The sequence below is a fragment of the Bradyrhizobium sp. CW1 genome, assembly GCF_023100665.1.
Classification (GTDB): Bacteria; Pseudomonadota; Alphaproteobacteria; order Rhizobiales; family Xanthobacteraceae; genus Bradyrhizobium; species Bradyrhizobium canariense_D.
Genome location: NZ_CP064684.1, coordinates 1935022 through 1960791, shown reverse-complemented (window position 1 = coordinate 1960791; position 25770 = coordinate 1935022). Strand labels below are relative to the sequence as shown.

19 protein-coding genes and 1 pseudogene are annotated in these 25770 nt (G+C 63.8%); 9 read left to right on the top strand and 11 right to left on the bottom strand.

Annotation, left to right across the window (positions count from 1 at the left end; all coding sequences use genetic code 11):
• Nucleotides 1-83: 83 nt before the first annotated feature.
• Together IVB54_RS09480 and IVB54_RS09475 are read right to left on the bottom strand one after the other, a co-directional pair.
• On the bottom strand, nucleotides 84-3413 hold the full coding sequence (locus IVB54_RS09480) for an adenylate/guanylate cyclase domain-containing protein (RefSeq protein ID WP_247294985.1): 3330 nt from the start codon (nucleotides 3411-3413) through the stop codon (nucleotides 84-86).
• 317 nt (nucleotides 3414-3730) lie between these two features.
• Nucleotides 3731-4246 (bottom strand): hypothetical protein, encoded by a 516-nt coding sequence (locus IVB54_RS09475; protein ID WP_204512115.1) that lies wholly within the window; start codon nucleotides 4244-4246, stop codon nucleotides 3731-3733.
• 570 nt (nucleotides 4247-4816) lie between these two features.
• On the opposite strand from IVB54_RS09475, the gene IVB54_RS09470 reads away from it, so the two are divergent.
• The gene (locus IVB54_RS09470) at nucleotides 4817-5743 is read left to right on the top strand and encodes a catalase family peroxidase (RefSeq protein WP_085361470.1); all 927 of its coding nucleotides are present in this window, start codon (nucleotides 4817-4819) and stop codon (nucleotides 5741-5743) included.
• Between the two features lie 2 nt (nucleotides 5744-5745).
• On the opposite strand, the gene IVB54_RS09465 is transcribed toward IVB54_RS09470, so the two are convergent.
• The 7 genes from IVB54_RS09465 to IVB54_RS09435 form a co-directional block, all read right to left on the bottom strand.
• Complete coding sequence (locus IVB54_RS09465) at nucleotides 5746-6672, bottom strand: AraC family transcriptional regulator (RefSeq protein ID WP_085385352.1); 927 nt, start codon at nucleotides 6670-6672, stop codon at nucleotides 5746-5748.
• A gap of 270 nt (nucleotides 6673-6942) precedes the next feature.
• Nucleotides 6943-8811 (bottom strand): ABC transporter ATP-binding protein, encoded by a 1869-nt coding sequence (locus IVB54_RS09460; protein ID WP_204512116.1) that lies wholly within the window; start codon nucleotides 8809-8811, stop codon nucleotides 6943-6945.
• A gap of 9 nt (nucleotides 8812-8820) precedes the next feature.
• Nucleotides 8821-9747, bottom strand: a complete 927-nt coding sequence (locus IVB54_RS09455) for a glyoxylate/hydroxypyruvate reductase A (protein ID WP_204512117.1) — start codon at nucleotides 9745-9747, stop codon at nucleotides 8821-8823.
• A gap of 13 nt (nucleotides 9748-9760) precedes the next feature.
• Nucleotides 9761-11089: an FAD-binding oxidoreductase gene (locus IVB54_RS09450; RefSeq protein ID WP_247294987.1), complete on the bottom strand. Its 1329-nt coding sequence runs from the start codon at nucleotides 11087-11089 to the stop codon at nucleotides 9761-9763.
• 58 nt (nucleotides 11090-11147) lie between these two features.
• The gene (locus IVB54_RS09445) at nucleotides 11148-12023 is read right to left on the bottom strand and encodes an ABC transporter permease (RefSeq protein WP_085361475.1); all 876 of its coding nucleotides are present in this window, start codon (nucleotides 12021-12023) and stop codon (nucleotides 11148-11150) included.
• A 2-nt stretch (nucleotides 12024-12025) separates the two neighbouring features.
• Entirely contained in the window at nucleotides 12026-12976 is a 951-nt protein-coding gene (locus IVB54_RS09440) for an ABC transporter permease (RefSeq protein WP_204512119.1), read from the bottom strand.
• Nucleotides 12977-13003: 27 nt separating this feature from the next.
• Nucleotides 13004-14695 carry a peptide ABC transporter substrate-binding protein gene (locus tag IVB54_RS09435; protein WP_085351879.1) on the bottom strand — a complete coding sequence of 564 codons (1692 nt, stop codon included), beginning with the start codon at nucleotides 14693-14695 and terminating at the stop codon, nucleotides 13004-13006.
• Nucleotides 14696-14911: 216 nt separating this feature from the next.
• Here IVB54_RS09435 and IVB54_RS09430 point away from each other — a divergent pair, with 216 nt between their 5' ends.
• On the top strand, nucleotides 14912-15544 hold the full coding sequence (locus IVB54_RS09430) for a cupin domain-containing protein (RefSeq protein ID WP_018454100.1): 633 nt from the start codon (nucleotides 14912-14914) through the stop codon (nucleotides 15542-15544).
• Nucleotides 15545-15686: 142 nt separating this feature from the next.
• Nucleotides 15687-17546, top strand: coding sequence for an ATP-binding protein (locus IVB54_RS09425; RefSeq protein ID WP_247777173.1), 1860 nt, complete (start codon nucleotides 15687-15689; stop codon nucleotides 17544-17546).
• 176 nt (nucleotides 17547-17722) lie between these two features.
• Here IVB54_RS09425 and IVB54_RS09420 read toward each other — a convergent pair whose 3' ends face one another.
• Entirely contained in the window at nucleotides 17723-18742 is a 1020-nt protein-coding gene (locus tag IVB54_RS09420) for an AraC family transcriptional regulator (RefSeq protein ID WP_018454098.1), read from the bottom strand.
• Between the two features lie 187 nt (nucleotides 18743-18929).
• Here IVB54_RS09420 and IVB54_RS09415 point away from each other — a divergent pair, with 187 nt between their 5' ends.
• The 5 genes and pseudogenes from IVB54_RS09415 to IVB54_RS09395 form a co-directional block, all read left to right on the top strand.
• Nucleotides 18930-19379 (top strand): cupin domain-containing protein, encoded by a 450-nt coding sequence (locus tag IVB54_RS09415; protein WP_018454097.1) that lies wholly within the window; start codon nucleotides 18930-18932, stop codon nucleotides 19377-19379.
• A 106-nt stretch (nucleotides 19380-19485) separates the two neighbouring features.
• A complete protein-coding gene (locus IVB54_RS09410; protein WP_085351881.1) occupies nucleotides 19486-20976 on the top strand; it encodes an NAD(P)/FAD-dependent oxidoreductase in 1491 nt (496 codons plus the stop codon).
• Nucleotides 20977-21078: 102 nt separating this feature from the next.
• Nucleotides 21079-22152 (top strand): hypothetical protein, encoded by a 1074-nt coding sequence (locus IVB54_RS09405; RefSeq protein WP_018454095.1) that lies wholly within the window; start codon nucleotides 21079-21081, stop codon nucleotides 22150-22152.
• 154 nt (nucleotides 22153-22306) lie between these two features.
• Nucleotides 22307-22849 carry a hypothetical protein gene (locus IVB54_RS09400; protein WP_240544095.1) on the top strand — a complete coding sequence of 181 codons (543 nt, stop codon included), beginning with the start codon at nucleotides 22307-22309 and terminating at the stop codon, nucleotides 22847-22849.
• 24 nt (nucleotides 22850-22873) lie between these two features.
• Nucleotides 22874-23482 (top strand): annotated as a pseudogene (locus IVB54_RS09395) (YncE family protein); the annotation flags it as partial.
• A gap of 36 nt (nucleotides 23483-23518) precedes the next feature.
• Here the strand turns inward: IVB54_RS09395 and IVB54_RS09390 are convergent.
• Nucleotides 23519-24313, bottom strand: a complete 795-nt coding sequence (locus IVB54_RS09390) for an ABC transporter substrate-binding protein (RefSeq protein ID WP_247294993.1) — start codon at nucleotides 24311-24313, stop codon at nucleotides 23519-23521.
• Between the two features lie 252 nt (nucleotides 24314-24565).
• Between IVB54_RS09390 and IVB54_RS09385 the strand changes: the two genes are divergently transcribed.
• Nucleotides 24566-25759: an efflux RND transporter periplasmic adaptor subunit gene (locus IVB54_RS09385; protein WP_247294996.1), complete on the top strand. Its 1194-nt coding sequence runs from the start codon at nucleotides 24566-24568 to the stop codon at nucleotides 25757-25759.
• The last annotated feature ends 11 nt before the right edge of the window (nucleotides 25760-25770 follow it).

Here is a 25770-nt window from a genome sequence, read left to right as displayed (position 1 = left end):
CAATTGCAGTGAGGCGACCGGAGATGGGTCAGGATCGAGACGTCTCTCCTGACCAAACGGCTAGCTAAACAAACCGCACGTGCCTAATGCACTTGCTTGAGCAGCTCTCTGGCTTCAACGACTTCGGGAAGATTGCGCTCCGCATCGAATTCAGCGAGCACGGGAGCGAGCACCTCGGATACCGCGCCCGCTCCGCCATTTGTCTTATGCAGGCGTGCAAGTCCAATGGCGCTGCGCAGCTCGAAAGTCTTCACCCGTTGGTGCCGTGCGATTTCAAGCGCTCGGCTTAGCGCAGTTTCGGCCCTGGCTAGGTCCGAAGGATCATGACGCAACAAAAGCTCCCCGTAGACGCGATGCAGCTCGGCATCAAGCCAATGCTGACCGGATTGCCCCGCCCATGCGATCAATCCGCTCAAGATTTCCAGCCCGTTTTCGAGTTGGCCCGACTCTGCATCCGCCATGGCGACATGCATCCCCCAAAACGGCTCACAGAGGTAGCAGTCATTCTCGTGCAGCAAGGTCCAGCCGCGACGCATTTCCGTTAGCCCGGCCATTCCGTCGCCAGCGCGCCACTTGGCCAGGCCATTCAGGTAAGTGCCGGCGGCCACATACAGCGGCATCGTGTGGTCGCGAGCGAGACCAAGCGCCAGGATCGTCTCTGTTTGCTGCAACATGCCCCCGCATAGTCCGTCGAACACAGCTCGATGAACAAGCGCATTGGCCTGAGAAAGCGCCCGTTTTTCTCCGGAAGCCCTTATCGCTTCCGCGGCGAGGCGGCGTGCGCGGGCGATCCTGCCAAGGGGCCAAAGCACCAGGGCAAGAAACCTCATGATCACGAATGGGAGATCCAGCGCCGAGCCCCTGAACGTCGCGGGATCCGGCTCGTCACCATAGATCTCTAGTGCCTTCTCAAGATGTAATCTCGCGTTCAAGTAGTCGCCCCCGAACCAGCAGGTAACCCCGCCCGTCCAATGTGCAACGACGGCGGCCACCGGTGAGGCCGGTCGCCGGTCAGCGGCGTTCACGATGGCATCCACCAGCGCCTGCATCGGCGCGAGTTCGCCGTGTGTCAGGCAGGCATTGAAGAGACCCGAATGGACCGGCGCAAGTTCAACCGGATCATTGATGTCGGCTGCGAACTGTCGGGCGCGCGTCCATGCGGCGACCGTTTCGGGAGCGCTGTGCCCGAGGCTGCCCCGTAATGCACGGCCATATGCGATTTGAAGATGTAGCCTACCCATCATCCGGTCGTGCTCATCGGGCAGGTCATCGGCGATGGCAATCGCCTTGCCGAGATGTGCAATCGCCTCGGAATAAGCGGAGCGTTTCAGCGCCTGCAGGCCCGCCTTGCGCCACCATTCGAGGGCGACCTCGTTCAGCCCCGCCTCAGTGAAGTGGTGTGCCAGAACTTCCGGCTCAGTCTCGGCGACGACTGGAAACTTCTCGCGCAGGACATCGCCGATGCGCTTGTGAAGCACCTGCCGTTTGCTCTTGAGCAGGCTCTCGTAGGCCGCTTCCTGAACGAGGGCGTGCTTGAAACTATAGTTTGCTTCGGGCGGAGCCCCGCGACGCACCAGCAGTTCGGCCTCTTCGAGTTGCGCTAGCGCAGCGCTCAGCGTCAGATCATCGCGTCCCGCCACATATCTCAGCAGCGCGTATGAAAAGTCGCGACCGATGGCGGCGCCTATCTGCGCTAACTCCTTGACGGGGGCCAGCCGGTCAAGCCGCGCCATCAGCGAATCCTGCAGCGTCGCGGGAATAGCGAGCGGCGGGAGCGGATTATCGAGACGATAGCGCCCGGCATCTTCGAGGAGTAGCCCGGACTCCAGCACCATCTTGGTCAATTCCTCGACGAATAGTGGGATGCCATCCGTCCTATCGATGATCTGCTTCATCATCTCGCGTGGCAGCTGGCGACCAACGGCCACCTGTTCGACCAGCGCGCGCGAGTCCCGCCGATCGAGTCGGTCGAGCCGCAACAGACTGACGTTGGCAAGGCCCGACCAGGAGGGCTCGAACTCTGGCCGGGATGTCATGAGCACGAGTATCGGCAGTCCTCTGATACGATCGACCGCGAGATCGAACAGTTCAAGTGTCGTGGCATCGGCCCAATGCATATCCTCGCAGATAATCAGCAGGGGTTGCTCTCGCGCCAACCCCTCAAGCTGATCCAGAAGGGCGGCAAATGTCTGTCGCCGCTGCTGCGCCGGGCTCAAAGCCAGCGGCGGACAATGGTCGCCGGTGGGAATCGAAAGGAGAGCCGCAATGAGCGGTGTCGCTTGGGCGACCTGCTGTGTTCCAAGCGACAGCATTGCCTCGAGCTTGTCGAGCTTTTGCCCAGGCGTGTCGTGCGACCGGATGCCGGCGGCGCGCTCGAGCTGCGCGACAAAGGGATGGAGCACACTGTTGGTATGGTAGGGCGAACACTGATATCGCACCCGGCGGTGCGCCCCCAACGAGGGGCTTTCGGACAGGGTTGCGACAATGCGCGACTTGCCGATGCCCGCTTCGCCAGAAATCAATACCATCTGGCCCTGCCCCTGCCATGCCAGCCGCTGGCGCGAGAGAGTGAACTCGATCTCGTCCCTGCGGCCGACAAAACCGATCGAGCGTACCGCGCGGACCGCCTCGAAGCGACTCTCGGATGCGATCGCCCCCTCCACCGCCCAGACTGCGATTGGTTCGGCTATCCCCTTGACCTCACGGCGGCCGAGATTGCGAAACGTGAAGAGATCACCAAGCAGCCGGCGCGTCGACGAAGCAACGACGACCGCGCCCGGTTCCGCCAGGCTCTGGAGCCGAGCGGCGAGGTTTGGTGTGTCGCCGACGGTTGCCTGCTCCTCTGATGCATCTCCACTGATGAGGTCACCGACCACCACAAGCCCTGTCGCAATTGCGATGCGCAGTTCAACCCGTTCGTCGGCGCCCGTTTTGAGCTGCCCAATTGCGGAGATAGTGTCGAGGGCAGCTCGTACTGCGCGCTCCGCATCATCCTCATGCGCGCGAGGATAGCCGAAATAGACGAGTATTCCGTCGCCAACGAACCTGGCTATCCTGCCGTCATAAGCGGCAATGACGCTCGCGCAGGCGGCGCGGTAGGCCCGGATCACTTCCCACATATCCTCGGGATCGAGACGCGCCGAGAGCGCGGTCGAGCCGACCAGATCGCAAAACATAACGGTGAGGTGGCGCCGCTCGGCGTCCTGAGGAGGGGTCGGCGATGCGATCAACGCGGCTGGATCGAGGTCGGCAATAGCACGCAGCATTTTGCGGCGATGGCCTAGCAGGACTCCGAGCTTTTCAAAGTCCTCGTCCATCAGTTCGGGGAGGACGCCCACGTCGATTCCATTCTGGGCAAAACGCTCTGCGTATTGCCCAAGCCCCAGTTTCTCGAGCCACTCCGCAATCTGCATTGGCTCCACCGATCGTGTGGTTGGCGGTTAGCAGGATTTTGGACCACGGCGCGGGGACGATATCCCAACACCGCCATGATGGCACGTCTTGTTTGTTGTGCGATAATTTAGGTTACTCAGTACCGACACGGCTTCCAAGCCGGGTCGCCGCCCGATGCGAACGACTGCGCTACCAAAAATCGTCTTCCCGCAGCGTTGGACGACAGAGGTTGCGATGAGTGGTCACTACTCACTCCGGACCTGAAATCGAATCCAACACTGCGGCTTGTGCACTCGTCATGACGCCAAGCAGACGTTCTTGCGTGAGGACAATTCCTTCATTGCTTGTCCATGCGCGCTTCGTAGTTGCGAGCCATCATGCCCGCCGCAACTTGGAGCGAGGAACCAACCACCCAACAGCCGGCAACAAAGGTTATCAGGCCATTGGCTGGGTTTTGATCAAGGACAAGGATGCTGACGGACAGAGTTGCGGCAATCGCGGCGCCGAACGTTCCAGCCGCACTCATGATCTCAGCCGGCTCGGAACCATTCCACTCTTCCGAGTTGCTCGAGATCGACTTCCGCGCGACACTGCGAGACAAATCAATTCCGACATAATAGCTGAGAGCTCCATAGAGCATCGTTATCAGCACGATCCAGCCGCTTTCAAACAGTCCGCCTTTCTCACGCAACAGGGTCGCACCCACATAGAGGCCACAGGAGGCCCCAACGGCTGCGAGCCCAATTCTTTCAAGAAGATGGGCCGACCTGATCAGACCGGAACGAGCGATCCGAAGATTGCCGGAGCCCCTCGTTAGGGAAAATGCGCTGGAAACTGCATCACTAATTTTCATTGGGGGTCTCCTTCTTAGGTAAGTAGCGGCCTACCGGCCGACCCCGAATAGAGGCAGCCTCGTGGACGCGTTTTGCGATTGCCTTGATTCCAATTTCTGAAAAATCTGTGCTGAGTGATGGGGCTGGCTTGCTCGTGAGCAAGACGAGAGCCAATCCAAAGCTGCGAGCACGCGGCTACGCAGGCATTGCATCTCACCCGTGTCGGTCAGTTAGGTCCGGATGCGGCAATTTCTTGCGGGAGTGATAGCTCGAAAGAGAGTGATGAAATATGAGACGGTTCACATAACGCGGTTCCCCGTCGCTCTATCCGATCACAATTTCCGGAGGACAAGTCTGCATCGTCGCGAGACCCGGGAGCACGGGAGCACGGGAGCTGAATCAGTAAACAAGTTGTCCCGCGTCTCGCCGACATCAGATCTATCCCCTCATACCGTGTTTCGTGCACGTGAATTCCTGAAGCGCGAGCAAGCAATCAGCAGGATCGGACAAGGCAGCGCGGCTTTAGGAAAGACGCCGGCGCTCCGCCAGCCCTAACACACGGACATGCCGCTTTTGCCGGAGGCCAAGCCATGTCCGAACTTCCCACCCCCGCTGCAACACCCGCCGCGGTCGTCGATGCATTGAAGGCGGTCGCAGGCAATCCGCCGAAGGTGCGCGCGAGCTTCGCCAAGGGTCGATGTGTGCGCGGGACCTATGCCCCGTCCGACCGCGCGGCAGAGATTACGCGATCGCTGAGCTTCACAAAACCGTCGCGCGTGCTGGCGCGCTTCTCCGTCGGCGGCGGCAATCCCGGGGTGACCGACACCAACAACCTCGTGCTGCGCGGCTTCAGCTTCAGGCTGGGCGACGACGCCCATCGCTCGGACATCCTGACGGAAACCGCTCCGGTGCATTTTGCACGGACGCTCGACCAGATGCTCGCCTTCCTCGAGGCGCGCATTCCGGGTGCGGACGGCAAGCCTGACATCGAGAAGGTCCGGGCCTTTTCGGCAGCCAATCCTGAAACACTGAACCAGGCGAATTACGTCGCGGCACGCCGGCTGCCCGGCAGCTTTGCCGGCACGACCTATTGGGGCGTGCACTCCTTTCCCGCGACGAACGCGAAGGATGAGACCCGCTTCATCAAGTTCAAGGTCTCGCCGGTCGGCGGCGACGTCACGTTGAGCGAGGACGAAGCGAGGGCGAAGTCGGCCGATTTCCTGCATGACGATCTCGCGCGGAGGATCGTAGCCGGCGACGTCCGATTCAACGTGATGGCCTTGCTCGACCGTCCCGGCGATCCCACTATGGACGTGACCCTGCGATGGCCGGACGAGGACAACCGTGAGCAGGTGCGGCTGGGGACGATCGTCATCACCAGCCTCGAAGCCAACGCGGCCTGCGACGGCTCCATCTTCAATCCAGCCAATCTTGCCGACGGCATCGGCCATCCGCCGGACGAGATTTTTGCGGCGCGCCGCACGGCCTACACGATCTCGCTGGCGAAGCGTCGGTAACTTCAAGTCTTGTCCCGTCCACCATCCGTTTCTCGGCGCCATGCGCCCGGACTGACGCCGACGATGGACGAGAACACCCGCGTGAAATGGCTCTGATTGGCAAATCCGGCCGAGATGGCAATCTCGGATAACGGCAGGTCGCGGACTGTCATCAGTTGCTTGGCCGCCTTGACGCGCTGTTGGAGCAGCCATTGATGCGGCGGCAGGCCGGTGGAGATCCGGAATGCGCGTGAGAAGTGGCTGACTGACAGGCCAAGCTCGGTCGCGATCAGCTGCAGCGCGATCTTGCCCGAGAGATCGGAATCGAGCCGGTCACACGCACGCTTCACCTGCCATGGCGCGAGACCGCCGCGGCTCGGTTCCGCGGCCGGCTTCAGCCCACCATAGGTCTGGGCGACATGGGCGGTGAGCGCGAGCATCATGTGATCGACGAAAAGCTGGTTGGTCTCGTCGGGCCGACACAGTCCTTGCCGCAACGAGGCACCGACATGTCGAACGACCTCGTCGTCATGACCGACACCGGGCTCGTAGCTGAGCTCGCCTACGCGCGGCCCGCCCGGTTGCCTGGCAACGCTGTTGAGCGCCGAGCGCGGCAAATAGAAGAAGAGCGAGTGAAACGGCTTGTCGATCACATAGCGCGGGTCACGCTTGAGGTCGTACAGATAAGTCGCACCTGCGCGAACATCCGCCTTGGTGACACAGCGGCCCTCCTCCCAGCATTCGCAATCCGGATAGTCGCGGAGTTTCAGGCTGAGGAGATAGGCATCTTCCGCAGCCAGCGATCCGGAAATATCCGGTGTCGGATCGTCGTTGCGGACTTCGGTGACCGCGAGCTCGGCGCTGTGCAGCGAACGCGTGATCAGGACCGGTGCTTGCTTGGAGCGAAGGCCCTGCCCGAGCCTCTGCCCGTAGACGCCTGCTTGTGTCATTCTAGTAAATCCATCCGTAAAGGCACGTCTTCGCCGGCCTTCCCGAGATCCGCGCATTATCGGAGATCGCCGGCCGACGGTCCAGCTGCAGCGCATAACACGAAGCTGGCGCGGCCAGCCGTCGCACCGGGCCGTGCCGCGATGATTTCATTGTGATTTCAGCGTGATGTCACCGGCCTGGCGTCGCGAAGGACACCACCGTTGACCTGCCCGGCAGATCGCGGGGCGACTTCATCGTGCATTTTGGAAATAATTTGCGGCCTGCGCACGTCAGTTGGACCATTCCTCGCCCCAGAGCTGGACGACATGGCCCGGCGACACCTCACGAAATTGACGCACGGGCGGCTGGTAATCGGGCGCGCGCACCGGGCTTCTGATCTCGTCATTCGTGGCCTCGCGCCTGGTGCCGCGGCGCGCTGGATCGGGCACTGGCACGGCCGCCATCAGCTTCTTCGTATAGGGATGCTGCGGATTTCCGAACAGGGCCGCGCGTGGACCGGTTTCGACGATCTCGCCGAGATACATCACCGCGACGCGATGGCTCATGCGCTCGACCACCGCGATATCGTGGGAAATGAAGAGATAGGCAAGTCCCATGCTGGCCTGAAGGTCCAGCATCAGATTGACGACCTGCGCCTTGACCGAAACGTCGAGCGCCGAGACCGCTTCGTCCGCGACGATCAGCTTCGGTCCGAGCGCGAGCGCGCGGGCAATGCAGATGCGCTGGCGCTGGCCACCGGAGAATTCGTGCGGAAAGCGCGCGGCCATGTCGGCGGTGAGACCAACGCGGACAAGCAGGTCGGCGACCTTCTCCCGTGCCTGCGACGCCGTGACGAGCCCGTTGGCGAGCAATGGGGCCGCAATCGCCGTTCCCACCGACATGCGCGGGTTGAGGCTCGCGAACGGATCCTGGAACACGATCTGCATCTGCTTGCGAAAGTCACGCAAGGTGCGGGCATTCATCGCCAGCACATCCTGCCCGTCCACCAGAACGGTGCCGCTGTCCGGCTCCGTCAGCTTGAGAATGGAGCGGCCCGTCGTCGACTTGCCGCAGCCGGATTCGCCGACCAGCGCCAGCGTCTCCCCGGCGCGCAAGGTGAAGGAGATGTTCTCGACCGCATGGACGCGGCCCGAGACCTTGCCGAACAGGCCCGAGCGGATTGGAAAGCGCGTCGTGAGGTTGGAGACCTCGAGCAGCGGTCGCTCGGCAATCGAGACCGTATCGGGCGTCTCCGCCGGCTCGTCAGAGGTCCCCGTCACCTTGTCGACGGTCGGAAAACGCATCGGCCGCGTCCGCCCGTCCATCGAGCCGAGGCGTGGCACGGCCGCGAGCAGCGAGCGGGTATAAGGATGCGAGGGTGAAGCAAAGATGCGCGCGGTCGCATCGGTTTCCACTGCCTGGCCGCCATACATCACCACGGTGCGGTCCGCGATCTCGGCCACCACCCCCATGTCGTGGGTGATGAAGAGGATCGACATCTCCTCTTCCTGCTGAAGCTCCTTCAGAAGCTCCAGGATCTGGGCCTGGATCGTGACGTCGAGCGCGGTGGTCGGCTCGTCTGCGATCAGCAGCCTCGGCTTGCAGGCCAGCGCCATCGCGATCATTACGCGCTGGCGCATGCCGCCGGAGAAGCGATGCGGATGCTCGTGGAAGCGCGATTTCGCCGCAGGTATCCGCACGCGGTCGAGCAGGCATATGGTCTCGACCTCCGCCGCCGCGCGCGACAGGCCGCGGTGCTGGATCAGTGCTTCCGCAATCTGGAAGCCGATGGTCAGCACCGGATTGAGGCTCGTCATTGGCTCCTGGAAGATCATGGCGATTTCGTTGCCACGAACATCCTTCATGCTCGCTTCGGGCAGCGTCAGCAGGTCGCGACCGGCAAGCCGGACGCTGCCTTCGACGCGGCCGTTCTCCTTCGGAATGAGCCGCATGATCGAGAGCGCAGTGACGCTCTTGCCCGAACCGGACTCGCCGACGATCGCCACGGTTTCCCGCGAGGCAATATCGAACGACACGTCGCAGACGACGGGAATCCATCGCCGCTCACGCAGGAAGGACGTCGTCAGGCCGGAAACCGACAGCACCGGCGACTGCGCGTTGGCAGCGATTTGATCAGCTCCGCTTGCCCCCATGCTCATGCCAGTGTCCTAATAGCCGCGACTACGATCGACACGCCCCGGCAATTCTTCACCGCGGCGGTGGCGCGCAATCACATCCAGCACGAAATCGACCGCCGTATCCGGCGTCGTCATGCTGGCATTGTGCGGCGTGACCAGGATGCGCGGATGGCTCCAGAAAGGGTGACCCGCAGACAGCGGCTCCGGCTCGGCGACATCGAGGACAGCACCCGACAACGCGCCGCTGTCGAGCGCCGCGAGAAAGTCGGCTTCGACCAGATGCGGGCCACGCCCGACGTTGACGAGCGACGCGCCGCGCGGCAGGCGCGCGAACAAGTCCGCATTGAGGATGCCGCGGGTCTCATCCGTCAGAGGCAACAGGCAGACGAGAATGTCGGTCTGCGCAAGGAAATCCGGCAACGTCCCCATGCCCGTATAACAGGTGACGCCGTCGATCTCGCGCATCGATCGGTTCCAGCCGAGTAGTGGAAAGTCGAAAGCCGTGAGGCGTTCGAGCACGGCCTGGCCGAGTTGGCCGAGACCCATCACGCCGACGCGCCGCCGCTTCGCCGGCGTGATCCGGATCTCGCGCCAGACCTGCGCCTTCTGCTGGGCGATGAAGTGCAGGAGATCGCGATGCAGGGCGAGCACCGCCATGGTGACGTATTCGACCATGGTCTCGGCGATGCCAGGCTCCAGCATGCGAACGAGCGGAATGTGCGCTGGAAGTTTTTTCGCGTCGAACTGATCGACACCCGCACCGACCGAGAAGACCAGCTCGAGATTTGGGAAAGTCGTCGCGATGTCGTCGGGCGGCACCCACGCCACGAGATAGCGGATGTCGGCGGGATCGCCGATGTCGGGCCAGAGCCGGAATGGCACATCCGGCGCGCGCTCGGCGAAGAAGCCCGCCCATTCAGCGCCCCGAACCATGTTGGCCTTGTAGAGAACCGTCATGCCGCCAAAACTCTCAGAACGGGCTGACCGGCGCGAGCCGGCGGCCGTCGATCAGGCGCTTGTGGCTGTAGGCCGCGGGATCGACCAGCGGCGTCGCGCCCGTCACGATGTCCGCCGCGAGCTTGCCGGCCGCAGGACCGATGCCAAAGCCGTGGCCGGAGAAGCCGGTGGCAAGGAAGAAGCCAGGCATGGCATCGACCGGCGAGATGACCGGAATGGTATCCGGCGTGCAGTCGATCGTCCCGCCCCAGGCTTCCGCGATCTCGATGTCCTTCAATTCAGGGTTCGACTTGATCAGCGAAGCCAGCGCGGCATTGACCAGCGACATGTCAGGCGCGGGATCGCGCACCCGCTCGGTCTCGAATGGCGACGGCTTGTCCAAGCTCCAGTTCGTGCCGCGCATGAGCTGGTCGAAGAAGGATTTGCCGAACGACAGTTTCAACCCATTCTTGCGATGCAGATAGGTCGGCCAGAAAGTTCGCGCGTACCGGAACAGATCAGGCGACAGTTCGACCGTGCCGCGGTTGCGTAGCGCCAGGGTAAAGCCGCCGTCGAGGCGGCGGCGGATGCAATAGAAATCGGTGCCGAGCGCACCGGAGGTGATCTCCGGCCCCGGCGTGGTCCGGCACGCGGTCGCATTGACGAGGCCGATCGGCAGCTCGATGCCGTGGCGACGGCAGAATAGCGACGACCAGGCGCCGCCGGACAGCAGCACCGATTGCGTGCGAACGGTGCCCTTCTCGGTGACGACGGCGCTCACCCGTCCACCTTGCGTCTCCAACCCACGCGCGGCGCAGCCCTGATGAATCGTGACGCCGTGCTTTCGCGCGGCGGTCGCAAGCGCCGGCACGGCCATTGAGGGCTCGGCGCGCCCGTCGCTCGGCGTGTGCAATCCGCCAACCCATGTCTCGGCATTGCCGGGCAGGCGCTCGGCGACCTCCGCCGGCGTCAGCACGGTCGAGTGAACCTGCATCTCGCGCGCCGTTGCGGCCCATCGCTCCCAGCTGGCGAGCTCGTCCTTGCTCTTGGTCAGGAACAGCACGCCGGTACGGCGGAAGCCGGCATCGACGCCGGCATCGTTTTGCATGTCTTCCCACAGCCGCAGCGCCTCGCGGGCCAGCGGGATCTCCTCACGCGCGCGGCCCTGCTGGCGGCACCAGCCCCAATTGCGGCTCGACTGCTCGCCGCCGACATGGCCCTTCTCGACCAAGGCGACGGAGAGGCCCTTCTTTGCGAGATGATAGGCCGCGGAGACGCCAATGACGCCGCCGCCGATGACGACGACATCCACCTGCGCTGGCAGGCGCTCGTCACTGTTTATGCGGGTGAGCGGCGGGGACATGGGAAACTCCAGATATTCAGTTCGATCGAGACAGCTCGGCTCGTCGCTAGTTTGCAGATCATGGGATGTTCATCCGCGGATCGAGCGCGTCGCGCAGGCCGTCGCCGAGGAAGTTGAAGCTCGTCACCGCAAGCGTGATGGCGAGGCCCGGTGCAATCGCGAGCCAGGGCGCGCTGGTGAGATAGATCTGCGCGTTATTGAGCATGTTGCCGAGGCTCGCGGCCGGCGGTTGGATGCCGTAACCGAGATAGCTGAGATAGGATTCGAGCAGAATGGCCTTGGCCACGTTCAGCGTCGCCGCCACCACGATCGGCGCGATCGCATTGGGTACGAGCTCGCGGAACATGATCCGCAGATTCGACGAGCCGAACGCGAGTGCAGCAACCGCAAACTCGCGCTCCCGCAGCGAGCGCACCTGGGCCTCGACGACCCGGGCCACCCACATCCAGGCGGTTGCCGCGATCAGCACGGTGGTGGTGATGAAGCCGGGCTCGATGAGCGCCGCGAGCGCAAGCAGCAGGAAGATGGTCGGAAAGCAGAGCATGGCATCGACGAGCCGCATCAGCACCGCGCCGACCACGCCGCCATAGAAGCCGGCGAAGGCCCCGACGACGATGCCCACCGCCATCGCCATCACCATCGCGACGAAGCCGATCGACAGCGAGACGCGCGCGCCCATCATCAGCCGCGCCAGCACGTCGCGGCCGAGTTCGTCGGTGCCGAGGATGTGCGCGCCCGACAGCGGCGGTGCGAACCGCTTCATGATATCGATGTAGGTGTCGTCGAACGGCAGGAGGTACGGGCCGAATGCCGAACCGAGAACAAGGACGAGAATGATCACCGCGCCTGCAAGTGCAAGCCGGTGCCGACGAAATCGCCGCCACGCGGCCTGGCCGGGTGCGGGTTGAGCGCTGGACAAGTCTACGGTCGTCATCCCTAGCCCACCCGGATGCGCGGATCGACGACCGCATAGAGGATGTCGGCCAGCAGCGACCCGATCAGCACCATGATCGCCGAGAACATCAGAATGCCCATCACCACGGGATAGTCGCGATATCCGATGGAATCGAGGAACAGCCGGCCCATGCCGGGCCAGGTGAACACGGTTTCAGCGACCAGCGCACCACCGAGCAGCGTCGGAAACTGAAGGCCGCCCATCGTGATCATCGGCAGCAGCGCGTTACGCAAGGCGTGAACCGTAAGGATTCGCCATTCCGGCATGCCCTTGGCGCGCGCGGTGCGAATGTAGTCCTGGTTGATGACTTCGAGCATCGAGGAGCGCATGAAGCGGCCCCACATCGCGGTCTCCACCAGCGCCAGCACCAGCGCCGGCGCAATGAGATGATGGAGCAGATCGAGCAGGGAGCCATCGCCGACGGTCTGCCGGTTGCCGGCCGGCAGCCAGCCGAGCTTCACCGAGAACACATAGATGGTGACGAGGCCGAACCAGAAGGTCGGGATCGACAATGCGATCATGGCGCCGACGGTTGCGAGCGAATCGAACAGCGAATAGCGGCGCAGCGCACCGAGCACGCCAATCCAGCAGCCGAGCAGCACCGCGATGATGGTCGCAGTCGCCATCAGTTCCAGCGTGGCGCCGAGATGCGACGAGATCACCGCCAGCACCGCCTCGCCGTCACGATACGAGCGGCCCCAATCGCCCCTCAGCATCCGGCCGAACCAATCGAGATACTGGATCGGCAGCGAACGATCGAGGCCGAGTTGCCGCGTGACGCGGTCGAGATCCTCCTGCGTCATCTGCGCGGACGCCGCGAATTGCGAGAGCGGACCGCCGGGCGCCAGATGCAGGATGGCGAAGCCGATCGCGGACACGATCACCAGCAGCATGATCGCCTGCGCCAGGCGATTGGCGACGTAACGGGCCATCTCAGGCGATCTCGCGCGCCTGAACCATCAGGCCCAATACCATTCGCGAATGTTCCAGCAGTTGATCGACATGTTGATGTTGGGACGGAAGCCTTGCAGCCCTTCCTTCACACCTTCGGCGATGAAGCCCTGGAACAGCGGCAGGATCGCGAGGTCGTCGCGGATGAGCTTTTGCAGAGCGCCATAGGTCGTCTTGCGCTGCGCCAGATCGAACTGCTTGGCACCTTCGGCGAGAAGCCGATCCGCCTCCGGGTTGCGATACTGATAGGTGTTGTAGCCGCGGCCACCTTTGGCAGGAATGGCGCCGGAGCCGAAGCGGGGCGTCACGTCGGGGTCGCTGCCGAGCATGAAATTCACTCCCACGATCACCGAATTGAATTTCGATTGCTGCCAGAAGTCGCCCCAGATCACGGCGGCCGGCATGTTGTTGACGCGCATCGCGGCACCGATCGCGCGCCAGTCCTGGATCAGCAGCTGCTGGGTCTGCTCACGCACCGCATTGCCCGACGTCGTTGAATTGGTGAATTCGAGCTTGACGCCGCCTTTCTCGCGCACGCCGCCGGCGCCGCGGACCCAACCGGCCGCATCGAGCAGCGTGTTGGCCTTGGCCGGATCGTATTTGTGCTGCGGCAGTCCCTGCTGGAACGACCAGGCCTGTTGCGGCACGAAGCTTTCGGTCTGCGTCGGCAAGCCGTAGTTCAGCGCGTCGATGATCGCCTGCTTGTTGATCGCGAGATACAGCGCCTCGCGCACCGTGCGGTCCGCCAACGCGCCGAACTCCAGATTGGGCGCGATGTGCTCCACCGACGACGTGGATGAGACGAAGATCTTGCGGCCCTTCAGCGTCTTCGCTTCCTGCACGAAGTTCGGCAGAATGCCTTGCAGGCCGGTGTAATCGACCTGGCCGGTGCGGAACTGGGTGTAGAGCACGGTCAGGTCTGGAATGTATTTGAACACCACGCGCTCAACGTAGGGTCCCTTGGCGTGATAGCCGGTATGGGCATTCAACTGAATGTGGTCGCCCGGCACGCGCTCGCCCCAGCGGAACGGTCCGGTGCCGACAGGCGCATTGTGGAACGGCGAGGCGTTCGGATCGGTCACCTTCTCCAGGATGTGCTTGGGCACGATGAAGGTCAGCGATCCCAGGATCGACATATAGGGCGAATAGGGAGCTTCCATGCGCCAGTGAATCTCGTCGGGCGCGACGATCTTGATGTCCTTGACGAGACTATGGCCGACGCGGCTGCGCGCGCGAAAATCGGGGTTGTTGATCAGCTCAAGCGAGAACTTCACGTCCTCGGCCGTGAACGGCGTGCCGTCGTGCCATTTCACGTCGCTGCGGAGCTTGATCTTCCAGGTCAGGCCGTCGGCCGAGAGGCCGCCATTCTCGACCGTCGGGACTTCGCGGGCGAGGTCGGGAACGAACTTGCCGTCGGGATCGATGAACCAGAGCGGCGAGAACACCTGCCACCAGATGCCCTGATCGACTTCGATGCCCGGCATCAGGGGATGAAAGACCGTCGGCTCCTGCGACAGCGCCGCGATCACCTGTCCGCGCGGCTTGTCCGGCGGATTGGTCGGGCGTTCTGTCTGCGCAAATGCGTTGCCCGATAGCGTCCATCCCGCCGCGGCGCCGGCCCCGAGCTGAAAGATCTGACGGCGATTCGGATTGCCGAGATGCAGTGCCCCAACGCCGAACTTCCCGGTGTCGTCCGCCATGACCACTCTCCGTTGTCGCACGCGGCACCGTCTCCCGGGCCCCGAGACCCCGGCAAAGGGACAGGAATGGGCTTTAGTGCTTCTAAATTTTCTATCAAAAGTTCATCACGACTAAATACAGCTGTCAATCATATTGCTAGGATGCGCGACCTTTTCACTCCGACTGAAGCTCCGGAACGTCATTGTCCGGGCTGAGATGATGCATGGGAGAGCGACATGGATGGTCGCGGCGAGATCAACGATCCGAAGGATGCCCCGCCGACCGAAGCCGACGATGCCGTCGACCAGCGCCTCGGCGAGACCGTGCGGCTGCTGCGGCAGCGCGCGGGCCTGTCGATCCAGGACGTCGCCAAGAAGACCGGCCTCTCCAACGGCATGATCAGCCAGCTCGAACGCGCGCGCGCCATGCCGTCGATACGCACGCTGCGCCTGCTCAGCATCGCGCTCGACGTTCCCATCTCCTATTTCTTCGAGACCACCGATCCCGCCGACGTGCAGCGCTATATCGTGCGCAAGAACGGCCGGCGCCTGCTGCGGCTCACCGCCAGCGGCGTCGTCAAGGAAGCGCTGACGCCGGCAGACAAAGGCCAGCTCGAATTCTACGAGCTCACGCTCAATCCCGGCGCCTCGTCCGGCACCGACTTCCTGCAGCACACCGGCGAGAAGGCGGGCTACATCCTCTCAGGCAGCCTGCGGCTGTGGCTCGACAACCAGGCCCATCTGCTCGACGCCGGCGACAGCTTTCGCTTTCCGAGCATCGTGCCGCACATGTTCGACAACCCGACCCAGCAGACGGCCCGCGTGATCTGGGTGACGACGCTGCGCCAGACCGATTCGCCGGCAGGTTGAAAGCGCCGCCAGCCCGGCACCACCGCAAATTGCCCCTCGACGCTGCCGCGCGGAATCTGTAGCTCACATCTGTAGCTCACGTGGAGCCGGTCATTGACAGGGCGGACACGAGGGTCTGCCACTGACGCGTTGGTGTGAGACCATGAAACTCAGGCGGCTTCTGACACTCGCGATGGCCGCGCAGGTCATCGTGACCGCGGCGGCTCTCCTCGTCTCCTATGCCGCGACCGGAACCGGGTTCGGCATTGCCCAGATCGTCGCCATGCTCGCAAGCGGCGCCATTGCGGTCCTGCTCGCTCGTCTGTGCACGCGCGCGATCGAAACGGCGCAGGAAAAACGGGCCGCCGCGCTACTGACCGAGCAGGCGCGGGCCAGCGCACAGATGACGCAAGCGGTCATCAAGACCGCGCTCGATGCCTTCGTTCAGACCGACCAGAACGGCATCGTGCTGGAATGGAGCCTTCAGGCCGAGGCCCTGACGGGATGGACGCACAAGGAGGCGCTCGGCACGGACGTCGTCAATCTCCTCATCGCCGAGCCGCTGCGCGACGGCTTCAGGCAACGCATGATGCGGCTGCTGCCGGAATTGTCGGATACGCCGATCGGCATCCGGTTCGAAGCGACCCTGCTGCACCGGGACGGCGACGAGATCCTGATCGAGGCCTCCAGCACGGCGCTCCACATCGGGGGGCGCACCCTCATCAACAATTTCGTCAAGGATGTCACCCAGAAGCGCGCCGCCGAGGAGCAGCTGATCCAGGCCCAGAAGATGGAGGCGATCGGTCAGCTCACCGGCGGCATTGCGCACGAATTCAACAACATGCTCACCGTGATCACGGGCACGATCGAGATCCTCGCCGACGCCGTGAAGGATAATCCGCCGCTCGCGACCATCACCAAGCTGATCAGCGACGCCGCCGATCGCGGCGCCGCGCTGACGTCGAGCCTGTTGTCCTTTGCCCGCAAGCAGGCGCTCAAGCCGGCCGAGAGCGACATCAACGAGCTGCTCGAAGAGCTCGCAAAGCTGCTGCTGGCAACCTTCGACAAGAAGATCGAGATCGTGACCCGGCTCGACGGCAACATTTGGCTCGCCCTCGTCGATCGCGGCCAATTGAGCTCGGCGCTTCTCAACCTCGCGATCAACGCCCGCGACGCGATGCTGGACGGCGGCAGACTGATGTTGACGACGCGCAACGTCGTGTTCGGCGTCCGCGAGGCCGTGGCGGTCGGGGCCGGCTATGCCGGCGACTATGTCGAGATCGAGATAGGCGATACCGGCACTGGCATTCCGCCGGCCATTCTGGAGCGGATCTTCGATCCCTTCTTCTCGACCAAGGACATCGGGAAGGGCACCGGGCTCGGGCTCAGCATGGTGTTCGGATTCATCAAGCAGTCCGGTGGCGGAATCAAGGTCGCTTCCGAAGAAGGACGCGGCACGACTTTCACGATCTATCTGCCGAAGGCGGAGGCGAGCACGCTTCGCCCCACCGGCTATGACGAGCGCAAGGTCGTGGGCGGGACGGAAACCATTCTTTGTGTCGAGGACGACCGCGACGTCCGCCAGTACGTCACGGTTCAGCTCGAAAGCCTCGGCTACAAGGTCATCTCGGCCGCCAATGCAGCCGAGGCACTGGCCATCGCGGCCGAAGGCACGCCCTTCGACCTGCTTTTCACCGACATCGTGATGGCCGGCAGCTTGAACGGACGAGAGCTCGCCGACGAGATGGTGGCATCGCGCCCCTCGCTGCGGGTGCTCTTCACGTCGGGCTATGCCTACGACGCCCCGCATGCGCAGGGGCGCGCCACCAAGGGCGCACCGCTTCTGACAAAGCCCTACCGCAAGGCCGAGCTCGCGCGCATGCTGCGCCGCTCTCTCGACACCGCTGTCGACGACGCGGGCGATCCGATCCCGACGCCCTATTCCGTGCAGGCCGATCTCGAAGGCTTTCTGCGCAGGCAGGCGGCTGAACGCGATGGCGCGACAAGGTCGCGGAAGACCTAGGCCATCCGCTGCGAATTCCAACGCGGGTGGCATGGTTGAATGGTCAATCAACGACAAGCTAAAAGACTGCGACAATCAGTATTGCTGGGGCGATGTTACTCAGGCGACGACGTTCAAATGATGCCGCGTCTTCGCGCCGCGCGCTCCCCAACCGACATCGGGAAGCCGCCGGCGCATCAGCTCATCTTCCGCCGCAGCGTCGCTGACGGCGTCTCGCCGAATTTTTCGCGATAGGCGCCGGCCATGCGGCCGAGATGGGTGAAGCCGAGATCGAAGGCGATCTCGGTGATCGAAGTGTCCAGCTCGGCTTGCGTGAGCCGGGTGTGGAGATTGGCGAGGCGCATGTCGAGCAGCATCTGCGAGATCGACACGCCGAAATGACGGCGGAAACCGAGCTGTAGCGCGCGGATGCCGATCCCGGACTCACAGGCGAGGTGCGCAACGTCGAGCGGCTCGCAGGCATTCGCCGCGAGGCAGTCCCGCGCAGTGTGCAGCGCGCGCGGCAGACGCTCGCCCTGGCCCGAGAACGTTCTGATCGCGTCGGACAGGCCGTGCCGCTGGCCGTCGAGGAGGTAATGAAGCAGCGCCTCGCGCCAGCCCGCGGTCGCGACCGGTGAAAGCCTGCCGGACGGTCCGAGACCTTCGGCGAGCATCATCAGCTCGACGAGCTTCGCCGCGAGGCCGCGCGCGGCCGGCACGTTCAGGTCGAGCGTAGGGTCGAACTCGACCGCGCCGGTCGCCCTGCCCGACAATGCCGCTGCGCGCTGCTCGACCATGCGGCGGTCGAGCAGCAGGATCGCTTGCGCCGACTCGGTCCAGATCATCCGGGTCGGGATGGTCGGCGACAACAGCGACGCCGTCCGTTCCGGCGCTGTGTCGAGTTCGCGGGTACCTGCGCGGATACGGGCCGTGCCGGCGAGCGGGATCTGCACCAGGAAGAAGCGGTCGAGGCAGCCGGGATCGATGGTGACGGATCCGCCATAGGCGACATAGTTGATGGAAAAGCCGTCGAAGGCGGCACAATTGTGCCTGGCCGAGAAGCCCGACCTCCGCATCGGCGTCAGATCATGCGGGCAGAAGATGCGCCCGACCTGCTCGGCCGCCTCGTCGGCGTCGTCGGTGGTGACGCGGGCGAAAGCCGCGAGCCTTTCGGCCGCGGATCGAGGCGTGCTCATTTCCAGCTCGGCTGCGGACATCGCCGACCACGCTTGGCATCACGGAATATTTTAAACCTATAATAGTTCCCCGTCCCCGGAAAGAGCCCTGTCGCAAAAACGTCGTGCCGCACGGCACAGGACGTGTCCGGATTCGTTTAGCGGATAGACAGCAGCCCGCGCCTGACCGAAGCTCCACCCTCGTCGGGATCCACGATGGAGGCGAGCCATGACTGCACTCGAGAAGGGCATTACCGCGAACGGCACGGGCTATGGCGGCAAGACCTGGAATATTCTGGGCCAGGTCTATTTTCCCAAGGCCGTCACCGATTCCACCTTTGCCTTCGAGACCAACAGCGAGCCGGGCCAGTTCGTGCCAGTGCACATCCATCCGACCCAGGACGAATTCATCCTGGTGCAGGAGGGCACGCTCGACCTCAAGCTCGACGGCAAATGGGTCAAGGCCAACGCCGGCGATCTCGTGCGCCTGCCGCGCGGCATCCCGCACGGCTATTTCAACAAGTCCGACAAGCCGGCCCGCGCGCTGTTCTGGGTCTCGCCGATGCAGAAGCTGGAGGCGCTGTTCAACCAGCTCCACAATCTGGCCGACCCCGCCGAGGTCGTGCGCATCTCGGCCCTGCACGAGGTCGACTTCCTGCCGCCTGAAGCCAACGACTAGGCGGCCGCCCCACTCCCATTTCTGTTTCGTCGCAGGTCCAGCGGCGGCGCAGCGCGGCCGAACGCGGCCTGCTGTGCCCAGAACATTCGAGCTCGCGAGCAATCCCATGGTCAACCCAAAGCATGTCTGCGTGATCGGCGCCGGCGTCTCCGGCCTTGCCGCCGCAAAGGCGTTCTCGACCCGCGGTCACCGGGTCACCATCATTGAACGCAGCGCCGATCTCGGCGGCGTCTGGGAGCCGGCGCGCTCCTATCCGGAGGTGCAGACCCAGAGCCCGAAGGAGCTCTACCGCTACACCGACCGCGCCATGCCCGAAGCCTATCCGGAATGGCCGACCGGATCGCAAGTCCACGCCTACCTCGCCGACTACGCACGAATTTTTGGCCTCGACCGTATGCTGCGTTTCAACACCAGCGTGTCGGGCATGGCGCGACGCGCCGACGGCAGACCAGGCTGGACGCTCGCGCTCTCGGACAAGAGCGGCGCCAGCACAGCTGAGGATTTCGACTTCGTCGCGGTCTGCACCGGACAGTTCAACGAGCCGCGGGAGCTGCACTGCCCAGGCGAAGACGGCTTTCTAGCACAGGGCGGGCAGATCCTGCATTCATCGAAATACAACGATCCTCAAGTGGTGAAAGGACGGCGCGTCGTCGTGCTCGGCGGATCGAAATCGGCAACCGACATCGCGGTGAACGCCGTGAAAGCGGGCGCGCGTGAGGTGACGATCGTGATGCGCGAGCCGGTCTGGCGCATTCCTTATTTCATCGGCGGTCTCGTGAACTTCAAGCGCATCCTCTACATCCGTGCGCAGGAGGAGATGTTTCCGGGCTGGGGCATCGGCGCGATGTCGCGCCTTGCGCATCGCATCGCAGCACCGTTCGTCTGGGCAAACTGGCGCGGGCTGGAAAGCCTGTTGAAGGCGCAGCTCAAGCTGAAGCAATGCAACATGGTGCCGAAGGAGCGGATCGAGGACGGAGTCAACTGCTCGGTGCCGATCGCAACACCCGGCTTCCATCCGATGGTAGCCGACGGCCGCATCAAGGCCGTGTTCGGCAGCTTCGATCATTACGACGGTGACACCATCGTGATGAGCGGCGGCGAGCGCGTGGCGGCCGATGTCGCGGTGCTCGCGATCGGCTACAAGCTCGGCGTGCCATTCCTGCCCGCCGCGTACCAGGCAAAACTGGTCGATGCGGATGGGCAGTACCGGCTCTATCGCCTGATCGCCAATCCCGACCTGCCGGAGCTCGGTTTCGTCGGTTTCAACTCCTCGTTCTGCACCGTGCTCTGCGCCGACCTCGCCGCCAACTGGCTGGTCCGTTACGCCGACGGACAGCTCGCACGCCAGCCGACCGCGCAACAGATGCGCGACAACATCGAGATGATGCTGCACTTCAAGCGGGTCGAACGGCCGGCTGCGGGCGTCTATGGCGGCCTCTGCGTCGCGCCCTATCACTACCGTCACTTCGACGAGCTGATGGCCGACATCGGCGCCAAGGAGCAGAAGCGCGGCGGGCTCGCGGGCCACTTCCGGCCGCCGGACGCGGACGCCTATGCGCGGTTTCTCGCCTCCGCGCCGGATTACCAAGCGGCGTGAGGCCGCGAATTCGGGCCGAGTGGGATTTGCCGCTCGCCAGCCCTCGCCTCCGATGCTTACGATCCCCTTGGCCATCGAATCGACAGGCCCAGGGAACCGGCCATGAGAGCACGACATCGCGCCGCCGCAGTCATAACGGCGCTTGGGCTGATCCTTGCGACCTTCGTCCCGAGCCTGGCGCAAACGCTCACGGCCAGGCAATCGGAGGCGGTTGCGACCTACGAGCGTGCGCTCGGCGATTTCAAAGCGATTCTCTCCGAGCGGCGCCGCCAGATCGACGCCAAACAGCCGCTGCCGAACCTGCCGGGCCAGGCGCTCTATCTGGCACGCGTCGCCGTGATCAGTGCTTACAAGGATCTCACCGACGTCATGCCGTCGCGGACCGGCAGGCCCAACAAGTTCGAGATCCCGCCGGCCTATTTCGATGCCGACATCGAACCGCTGGTGGACGAATACTCAAAGCTGTTCGAGATCATGGAAGCGCCGCCGGCCGGCGCGCAGAACTCGGCGACACCGTTCAAGGACGTGGTGGATCTCGCGGTCGCGATCGCACGCGCCAAGGGGTTGGCGCCTGACCACGCCGAAGCCGCGGGCCGGATCAGTCTGGGGCTGTTCTTCGCCGAGACCAACGGCAAGCAGAACGTCCGCAACGGGCGCTCGAACACCTATATGGGCAGCTTCCAGACCGGCCCGTCCGAGGACCGCAACGGCCATAGGAAATGGGACGCCATCAAGGGCGAGATCGCGGCCGCCGATCCCGGGTTGAGCGCGCGCGACGACAAGGAGGAGGCGCGGGCCCGCGGCACCGATCATCGCTTCAATCACTGGACCAACGTGCGCGACGGCCTGATGAACGCGCATGCGGATATTTTCCGGGAGATCCCAGGAATCGTGAAGACGCTGCCCGACCCGATCGACCAAATGAAGCTGTTCGAGCTGATCCAGATCGTTCCCACGCCGACGCGGGCGGCGCTCAGGTCCGGCGATCTCCTGAACTACAGGGTGTCCAGTCCGACGATCATGAAGCACCTGCGCAACAACAGCATCTTCGCATTCGGACAGGCCGACCGGGCGCGCACCTCGGCAAGCTTCCGGGAAATCCTTGGCGCGATGTGGCTGTTCAAGCGGAAGTTCGAGAAGGCGATGGCGAAATACGCGGAGATCAAGCCACGCTGAGGGGCCTCGCCGCGTGGCACGCGACTGAGAGGCTAGCTCCCGCCTTGTAGCCGTCCGTCGGCGTCTTCAAAGGCAAACGCTCGCCACCTGGTCATTGCGTCCTGCGCCCGGTGCATTTAGCTTCTCCGGACAAGAACAAATCTCGGGGGGACATATGACAGCCGCTCTTCGCAAGCGCACGCGCCGTGCCGCATGTGCTTTGATCTCAACATCCCTGGCGGGCCTCGCCAATTTCGCCGCGCACGCCGAGATCGTCGTCACGGCCAATGACGGCAAGATGGTGCTCGAGAACGGCAGCGCCCTGGTGCGCAAGCAACCACTGCCGGACACGGTGAGCGTCATCGACTTCACCGACGGTGCCTTGAAACTTCTAGGCGAGGTGCCCGCCCCGGCCAGCGTCGTCGGACCGCCGCCGAGCGTGGCAATTGCGCCGGATGGCGCGTTCGCCCTCGTTACCGGCGCGATGAAGCTCGATCCCGCGGATCCGACCAAGACGGTGCCCGACGACAAGCTTTCGGTCATCGACCTGAAATCCACGCCGCCCAAAGTACTGGCGACCTTGCAAGCCGGCGCGGGCGCTGCCGGCGTTTCGATCAACCGCGCGGGCACGCTGGCGCTGGTTGCGAACCGCAGCGAAGGAACGGTCTCGGTCTTCACCATCAGCGGGGGCACGCTTGCGCCCGTCGGCAAGATCTAGCTCGGCGACGCCAAATCAGGCCCCAGCCACGCGGTCTTTTCCCATGACGGCGCGACCGCGCTGGTCACGCGCGACGGAGACAGCAAGATCTCGCTTCTGACTGTGGACGGGAGCAAGGTCGAGTACGCCAAGCGCGATCTCTCCGCGGGCATCCGCCCCTACGACATCGATGTCACCGGCAGCGCCGCCGCCATCGTCGGCAATGTCGGCGCCAGCAGCGGCGACAACGACTCGATCAGCCTGATCGACATGACGGCGAAACCGATCCGCGTCGTCACGACAGTCACCGTCGGGCAGACGCCGGAAGCCGTGAAGATGTCCCCGGACGGCAACTACGTGGCCGTGACCGTCATGAACGGTTCGAACAAGCCGTCGGCGTCGCCGTTCTTCAACGATTTCGGCCTGCTCAAGGTCTACAAGATTTCGGGCACTGACCTTACGCCGGTGACGGAAGCGAAGATCGGCCATTGGTGCCAGGGCATGGTGTGGTCCAAGGAGTCCAAATATGTCGTGGCCCAGTGCATGGTCGAAAACGAGCTGATCGCCTTCTCGTTCGATGGCAAGGCGCTGAACAAGACATCCACGCTCAAGATGCAAGTGAGCCCCGCGGGCATCCGCACCGCGGAGCCGTAGGGCCGGAGCGCGGCGCAGTCATCCTGCGCCGCCGTCCTATTCGGTGCGGATCGGCGCGTCCTTCAGGCCATTGCTGTCGTAGGCCTTGCGCAAGGTGCCATTCGTCACCGCCTCGTTCATGAATTTGGTGACGAAGGTCAGCGCTTGGGGGTGGCCGAGCGGTACAGCGACCGCCGTGACGGTCTTCTTGAAGGTCTCGTCGAGCACGCGCGTGCCCGGGATCTTCTGCGCCATCTTGTTGAGCTGGTCGCGCGACAGCGCAAACGCATCGATCTGGCCGCTGCTGAGGAGGCCGAAGATCTCGTCATAGGTCTGATAGCCCGTGACCTTCGCATTCTTCAGATGCGCGGCCGCGCCGCGCATCGTGGTCGTGGCGTTCACGGCCGCGACCTTGATGCCCCCCTGATCGAGCGTGGCGAAATTGGTGACGTTCGAGCCTGATTTGACGATGTAGGTGGCGTCCGCGACCTCGTAGATCGGGCCGAACATCATCCTGCTCTCGCGCTCAGGATCTTTGGGCAACCAGGTGACGTCCCAGTTGCCGTTCGATGCCGCGTCAGTGATCTGCCCTGAATTCTGGTACACGACATATTCAACGGGCACGCCGAGTTGCCCGGCCATCTCCCTGCCGAGATCGACCGGCACGCCGGCATAGCCGTCTCCGGTCTTGGTGGACCAGAACGCGCCGCCAGCCAGGCTGATCGCAATCGCGACCCGCAGCTTGCCGGTCGGTGCGATCTCGTCCTTAAGTCCATCGCCTAGCGCGGGCATGACGACCGCCGCTGCGAGAATGAGGCCGGCAAGGACCGACTTAAGGACCGACGTGGGCATGTCATGATCTCCCGACCTTTTCTTCTTGTATTCTTCTCTTGTTCGTCCCGACCGCTTCGCGCGCCGTCGCTCGGCCTGTGACATAGTTCTGGTCGATCGGGTGCGCGATAAAAAGCGGTTTGTGATGGCAAAACTGCCAAAGGCCACAGCGCGGTCCGCAGCGCAAGGCCGACGACTGCCATGGCTATGGTGTTCCACGTCCGGGCATTTGTTGGTAGCCTCCCTCGATAGACAGCAACCGGGGGCCACCGAATGACCTGCGCGAATCCCGCATCTCCCGCACGGCGCAACGAAGCGTGGAGACATGTCGGGCAGGCACTGGCCGCCGCGATGGCCGTGGCCGCGCTCGCCGGCTGCGAGGACAAGAACAGTTTCGTCGCTCCGCCGCCGCCCAAGGTGGACGTCGCCGCGCCGGTGCAGCGCCCGGTGACGCGGTATGTCGAGGCCACCGGCAACACCGCGCCGTTCAAGAATGTCGATCTCGTCGCGCGCGTGCAGGGATTCCTGCAATCGATCGACTACCAGGACGGCGCCTTCGTCAAGCAGGGCACCCAGCTGTTCACGATCGAGCCCGAGACCTACAAGCTCAAGCTCGACCAGGCGCGGGCGGCCGAGGCCGGCGCGCAGGCCTCAGTCCGGCAGGCGGAAGCCGACTACAAACGGCAGGCTGAGCTGGTGCAGCGCCAGGCCGTCTCGCAGGCCACGCTCGACACCTCGACATCGACGCGCGATAACGCGCAGGCCAATCTCCAGCAGGCCGAGGCCAACACCAAGCTCGCCCAGGTCAACTACGGCTACACCAACGTGACCGCGCCTTTCGACGGCATCGTCAGCGCTCACATGGTCTCGGTCGGCGAACTCGTCGGCGTCTCCTCTCCAACTCAACTCGCGTCCATCGTCGCGATGGACCCGATCTATGTGAATTTCACCGTCAACGAGCAGGACGTGCTGCGCATCCGTGCCGAGGCCGCCCGCCGCGGGCTCACCGCCGCAGACATGAAGCAATTTCCGATTCAAGTCGGTTTGCAGACCGAGGCCGGTTATCCGCATGAGGGCAAGCTTGACTATGTCGCCCCGACCCTCACCCAGTCGACGGGCACGCTCGCAGTGCGGGGCCTTGTCCCCAACGACAAGCGGGTGCTGCTGCCCGGCTATTTCGTCCGCGTTCGCGTGCCCTTCACTCAGGAGAAGGACGCCCTGCTCGTGCCCGACACCGCGCTCGGCAGCGATCAGGGCGGCCGCTATCTCCTCGTCGTCAATGGCGACAACGTTGTCGAGCAGCGCAAGGTGCAGATCGGTCCCGTGGACAACGGTTTGCGCGTGATCGAAAGCGGCTTGAAGCCGGATGATCGCGTGGTGATCGCAGGGCTGCTGCGGGTGATTCCGGGCCAGAAGATCGAGCCGCAGGTGACGAAGATCGAGCAGCCGCAGGCGTCTGCCAAGTAAGTAGGAGCGCC